The sequence below is a fragment of the Mesorhizobium sp. M4A.F.Ca.ET.020.02.1.1 genome, from assembly GCF_004022645.1.
In the GTDB taxonomy this organism is placed as follows: domain Bacteria; phylum Pseudomonadota; class Alphaproteobacteria; order Rhizobiales; family Rhizobiaceae; genus Mesorhizobium.
The window spans coordinates 1-5,080 of sequence record NZ_RZOI01000452.1; the positions used below are offsets into that span (position 1 = coordinate 1).

Annotated in this window: 5 protein-coding genes and 1 pseudogene; 3 read left to right on the forward strand and 3 right to left on the reverse strand. The window is 64.9% G+C overall.

Annotated features, from left to right (window positions below; genetic code table 11):
- A partial coding sequence (locus EN742_RS23830) for an ABC transporter ATP-binding protein (protein ID WP_148670218.1) occupies positions 1 to 479 on the reverse strand: 479 nt, incomplete at its 3' end.
- 131 nt (positions 480 to 610) lie between these two features.
- Positions 611 to 1,507 (reverse strand): LysR substrate-binding domain-containing protein, encoded by an 897-nt coding sequence (locus EN742_RS23835; protein ID WP_126055475.1) that lies wholly within the window; start codon positions 1,505 to 1,507, stop codon positions 611 to 613.
- An 82-nt stretch (positions 1,508 to 1,589) separates the two neighbouring features.
- Here EN742_RS23835 and EN742_RS23840 point away from each other — a divergent pair, with 82 nt between their 5' ends.
- Complete coding sequence (locus tag EN742_RS23840) at positions 1,590 to 3,182, forward strand: amidohydrolase (protein WP_126055474.1); 1,593 nt, start codon at positions 1,590 to 1,592, stop codon at positions 3,180 to 3,182.
- A gap of 30 nt (positions 3,183 to 3,212) precedes the next feature.
- Positions 3,213 to 4,145, forward strand: coding sequence for a dimethylarginine dimethylaminohydrolase family protein (locus EN742_RS23845; protein ID WP_128333353.1), 933 nt, complete (start codon positions 3,213 to 3,215; stop codon positions 4,143 to 4,145).
- A gap of 116 nt (positions 4,146 to 4,261) precedes the next feature.
- On the opposite strand, the gene EN742_RS23850 is transcribed toward EN742_RS23845, so the two are convergent.
- Positions 4,262 to 4,591 carry a hypothetical protein gene (locus EN742_RS23850; protein ID WP_126055472.1) on the reverse strand — a complete coding sequence of 110 codons (330 nt, stop codon included), beginning with the start codon at positions 4,589 to 4,591 and terminating at the stop codon, positions 4,262 to 4,264.
- A gap of 271 nt (positions 4,592 to 4,862) precedes the next feature.
- Between EN742_RS23850 and EN742_RS23855 the strand changes: the two are divergent.
- Positions 4,863 to 5,080: pseudogene (locus EN742_RS23855) on the forward strand (FAD-linked oxidase); the annotation flags it as partial.

The window sequence follows — 5,080 nt, forward strand, 5'->3', positions numbered from 1 at the left end:
GCGCCCGGCTCGAACACCAGCGCGCGGGCAAGCGCCACGCGCTGCTGCTGGCCACCGGAAAGCTGCGCCGGCAATTTCTTCTCATGGCCCTTCAGCCCGACGCGCTCGACCATCTCGGCGACGCGGCGCTTGACCTCGGAGGCGGATTTCTTGCGCACCTTGAGCGGGAAGGCGATGTTCTGTTCGACGCTCATGTGCGGGAACAGCGCATAGCCCTGGAACACCATGCCGGCGGCGCGCTGCTCGGCCGGACGGTCGGTGATGTCGATGCCGTCGCTGAACAACTGCCCCTCGCTCGGCTGCACGAAGCCGGCGAGGATCATCAGGAAGGTCGTCTTGCCGGAGCCCGACGGCCCGAGCAGGGTCAGGAACTCGCCGCGGCCGATATCGAGCGTCAGATTGTCCAGCGCCCGGAACGAGCCGAAGCTCTTGCCGATCCCGTTCGCCTTGATTTCTGCGGCCCGGCCGGGTTGCTGCATTCCTGCCTCTTCCTTGGTGGCTGGATGAAATCGTAGGGCAGGGCGACGGCTCACCGCAACCGAATAGTTTTCGCCTGATCGGCAAATTTGATTCACGGGTGGTGGGTTTGGGTGGAATGGATGGCGCGCTCTCAATACGGCCCGACCCTGTTCTCCGACAGCTTCGATCGCAGCCATCCGCCGAACGCCTGCAGCACCGGATGGTTGGCCTTGGCATGCTCCGACACCAGGAAGTATGACCGCGGCGATTTGATCGCGATGTCGAATGGGCGCACCAGCCGGCCCTCGTTCAGCGCCTTGCGGCTGGTCAATTCGTCACCCATGGCGATGCCCTGGCCGGCGATCGCCGCCGAGAAGACGAGGTTCATGTCGGAAAAGAAGATGCCGCCCTCGGTGTCCGGATTCTCCACCTTGGAAAGCGCCAGCCAGCGTGCCCAGTCCTCGGTGTCGCCGAGATGCAGGAGATTGGCGCGCAGCACGTCGGCGGGCTTGGAAAAGCCACCCACCTTGTTGAGCAGCGTCGGGCTGCAGAGCGGCGTGAACGAGATCTCGCACAAAAGCTCGGCCGCGCGGTTCGGCCAGTTGCCGACGCCGAAGGCGATGAAGGCATCGGCGTCTGGATTGCTGACGTCGTCGAGGCGCCTCGGCGTCAGGATGTGCAGGGCGACATCGGGATACATCTGCCGGAACTCGCCGATATGGGTGCAGAGGAACAGCGAGGCGAAGCCCGGCGTGCAGGAGACGGCGAACGAGCCGCCGACGCCGGTGCCGGCATTGCGCCCCACCGCGTCGCCGAGAACGGTCAGCGCCTTGCGCACGTCGCTGGCATAGCGCTGGCCGCGCGGGGTGAGCGCGACGCCCTTGCCGATGCGCTCCAGCAGGTCGAAGCCGAGGTCGCGTTCGAGCAGGCGAAGCTGGTGCGAGACGGCGCTGCGAGTGAGGTGCAGTTCGTCGGCGGCGCGCCAGACGCTGCCATGACGGGCGAAGCTGTCGAGGGCACGCAGGGCTTGTGTGGATGGTATGCGCAAGGGACCTCAGGTGAACCGAATTTGCACGAGCCGGGAAAACATATCACTTTTTGAAAGGCCGCTTCACTGCTTTCTTCTGGCCATGGAGCAACCGGCCACGACATCGGCGCAAGCGACGGCACTTGCCTGCCTCGACGACATCCAGCCGTCGCTGTCGGCATGGACGCGGACCATCTTCGACTTCGGCGAGACCGCCTGGCGCGAGTACCGGTCGGCCGCCTGGTATGTCGAACGGTTGAAGCGCGAGGGCTTTTCCGTCGAGGAAGGCTCGGGCGGCATGCCAACCGCGTTTTGCGCCCACTGGACCAATGGCGTCGGCCCGACCGTCGGCATGTATGCCGAATATGACGCCGTGCCCGGCAACTGCCAGGATGCCGCCACGGTGAAGCGGCCGCGCCCCGGCCTCGGCTTCGAGGCCGGTGGCCATACCGATCCGCATTCGGGGCTGGGCATCGCCAGCCTCGGCGGCCTGCTCGCCACCAAGGCGGCCATGCAGCGCCACGGCGTACAGGGCACGCTGCGCTTCACCGGCGAGCCGGCGGAGAAGGTAAGGGGCTCGAAGCCGATCCACGCCGCCAGGGGCTATTATGACGGCCTCGCCGGCATGATCTCCTTCCATCCTTTCTACATGCTGCCGCTCTGCAACACGGCGCGCTGGGACACGCATTGCGGCGCCGCCTACGCGATGATCTACCGCTTTGTCTGCGACGAACCCGAAAAGTGGGTTCGCGCAAGCGATGGCGCGCCGATCCCGCAGGCGCATTCGGCGGTCAGGGCGCCGGGCGCCAACGACGCGCTGATGACGATGTACATGGCCTCCAAGACGCTGCGCGATTCCATGCTGCCGCACCAGGGCGGCTGGTCGATCAGCGAGGCGATCCTGACCGCAGGCCAGGCGACCGCCGACAATCTGCCGGCAGGGCTGGCCGAGATCCAGTATATGATCCGTGTGCCGACCATTGCCATGGCCGAGCAGGTCACCGACGTGCTCGACCGCAATGCGGCCGCGGCCGCGGCGATCAGCGGCTGCCGCTACGAGCGCCATTGGGTGTCGAAGTCGCGGCCCGGCCTCGCCAATCACGCCATGGCTGGGCTCGCCTATGAAGCGCTCTCGACCGTTGGGCCGCCGCGCTGGGACGAGAAGGCGAAGAAAATCGCCCGCGAAATCCAGGTCAATGCCGGCGGTACGGCGGCAGAACACCCGTTCATCGACGAACTGGAGCGGCTGATCATGCCGCAGGAGGCCGAGGCGATCCTGCGCCGCGACTTGCCGCCCTCGCAGGTGAACTCGACCTCGGACGACTACACCGACATGAGCTGGCATGCGCCGACGGCGCGTTTCTATGTCGCGCGCCCGGCGCTGCGCTCGGCAAACGGCCATGCCTGGCCAGGCTGGGTGATGAACGCGCTGGGCGGCATTGCCGCGACGATCGACCCGATGGTGACCTGCGCTTCGAAGACGATCGCGCTGACGGCGCTGCGCCTGCTCGAGGACAAGGCCGCGCGCGATGCGGCGATGGACGAGTTCGTCGCCCGCACCGGCGGCGGCGTCGGCGGCGCGAATTGGATCGCGCCGCTTTGCGACTACGAGCCGCCGATCAATTTCCGCTGGCCGGAATATGTCGCCACGGCGCGCGGGCGCGACTGGTGGATCCCGGCCGCCTCCACTGCATGACCGATCAACAACCCCACGAGGAGAACAACCATGACCGTCCATGACCGCGTCGTCGCCGAGCCGTTCTCGCTGCAGCGCCGCAACCCCGCCGGCGGCACCAAGCCGCTGACCGCCTGGGGCTTCGCCAACGAGACCGATGTGCTGACCGACGTGCTGCTTGGTTCGCCCAACTTCCTGCGCCACCTGTCGACAAGCTCGCTGTCGAGAAAACATCTGCGCGAGGCGCCCTGCAACGTCCAGATCGCGCAGGCGCAGCACAAGGACCTTGTCGCGGCATACGAGCATTTCGGCGTCAACATCCACTGGCACGAGCCGACCCCGGAACTGCCGATGCAGGTCTATTCGCGCGATTCCAGCGTCATGACGCCCTACGGCGCCTTCATCACCGCCATGGCCAACTGGTGGCGGCGCGGCGAGAACTACGCCGCCATCCGCACCTATGAAAAGCTCGGCATCCCTATCTACGATATGGTGACCGCCGGTACCTTCGAAGGCGGCGACTTCAACGTCATCGAGGACGGCGTGGTGTTGATCGGCTGCGGCGGCGCTCGCACCCAGGAGGAGGGCGCCCGCCAGGTGCAGGCCTGGTTCGACAAGGAAGGCTGGGAGACGCGCATCGCCTTCATCGACGAATACTATGTCCATATCGACCTGATGGTTGTGCCGATCGCCGAAAAGCTTACCGCGGTCTGCCTCGCCTGCACCGAGCCCGGCATCGTCGACTGGCTGAAGGGCAAGGGCCACGAGATCATCGACGTGCCCTTCCAGGACACGATGGCGCTCGGCTGCAACTTCATGTCGCTCGGCAAGGACAGGGTGATCGCGCCGACATCGAGCCAGACGCTGATCGAAAAGCTGCGGGCGCGCGGCTTCGAGGTCGCGGCCGTCGATATGAGTGAGATCTCCAAGACCGGCGGCGGCATCCACTGCATGGCGCAGGCGCTGAAGCGCGAGAAGGCGTAAGGGGCAACGGCGGCGAAGCTGCCAATCTCCCCCTTGTGGGTCCCTTGTGGGGCAGATGTCCGGCAGGACAGAGGCGGCGCGAAAGAGGGTCGATCTGTCCCGTTTCGCTTCCCGCTCTACGCTGCGCCGGTCCATTCAGCGTATCGCCTCAGGCCCATGCCGGCGAACAGCATGACCATCATGATGGTGAAGAAGAAGGCCATGCCGAGGTAGAAGAAATTCGCTATCGGCGAAACCTTGACATACCGCACCTGCTTGAACGGCACGCCGCTCGGCTTTGTCGCCGCCAGTCCGAGCCAGAAGAAGAAGGTGACGGCAACGAGCACGCCGATATAAGGATCCATCCAGTCCGGCACCCTGACGAAGCCGAAATTGAACGCAAACGCCCGGTTCGCTGACAACAGCAGCCCAGACGATATCGAGCAGGCAAACATCAGGCGTTTCATGCGGTGTTCCCCTCCATGGTCCACATCCGCCGCGATGTATAATTTGCGTTGATTGAAATTCTGTTATTCCTGCCCGTTAAGATTGTAGGCAAAGGCGGAAGATCGCCGGTAAACGCGAGCACCCAACTAGCGCGCCGTGCAGCGGATCGTCCGTTGAGAAATTCAGTTCGCAATGGCGGGCCGCGCTGCCCGCCATTGCTTGCGTCACAGCTAACATAAGCGCACACTAAAAGGCAGGAAGGGGGGCTCACCACAAAAACGGGAGGAAAGCATGAATGCCATGAGCTTCACCACCCTTGAGGGCGGCAAGACGACGCTCGACGCCGCGGCCCTTGATGCCCTTTCGGCTCGGATACGCGGCACCGTGCTGCGGGAAGGCGACGCGGCCTACGACGACATGCGCAGCATCTGGAACAGCATGATCGACCGGCGGCCCGCGCTGATCGTATGCTGCGTTGGTGCATCCGATGTCGTTACCGCCGTGAATTT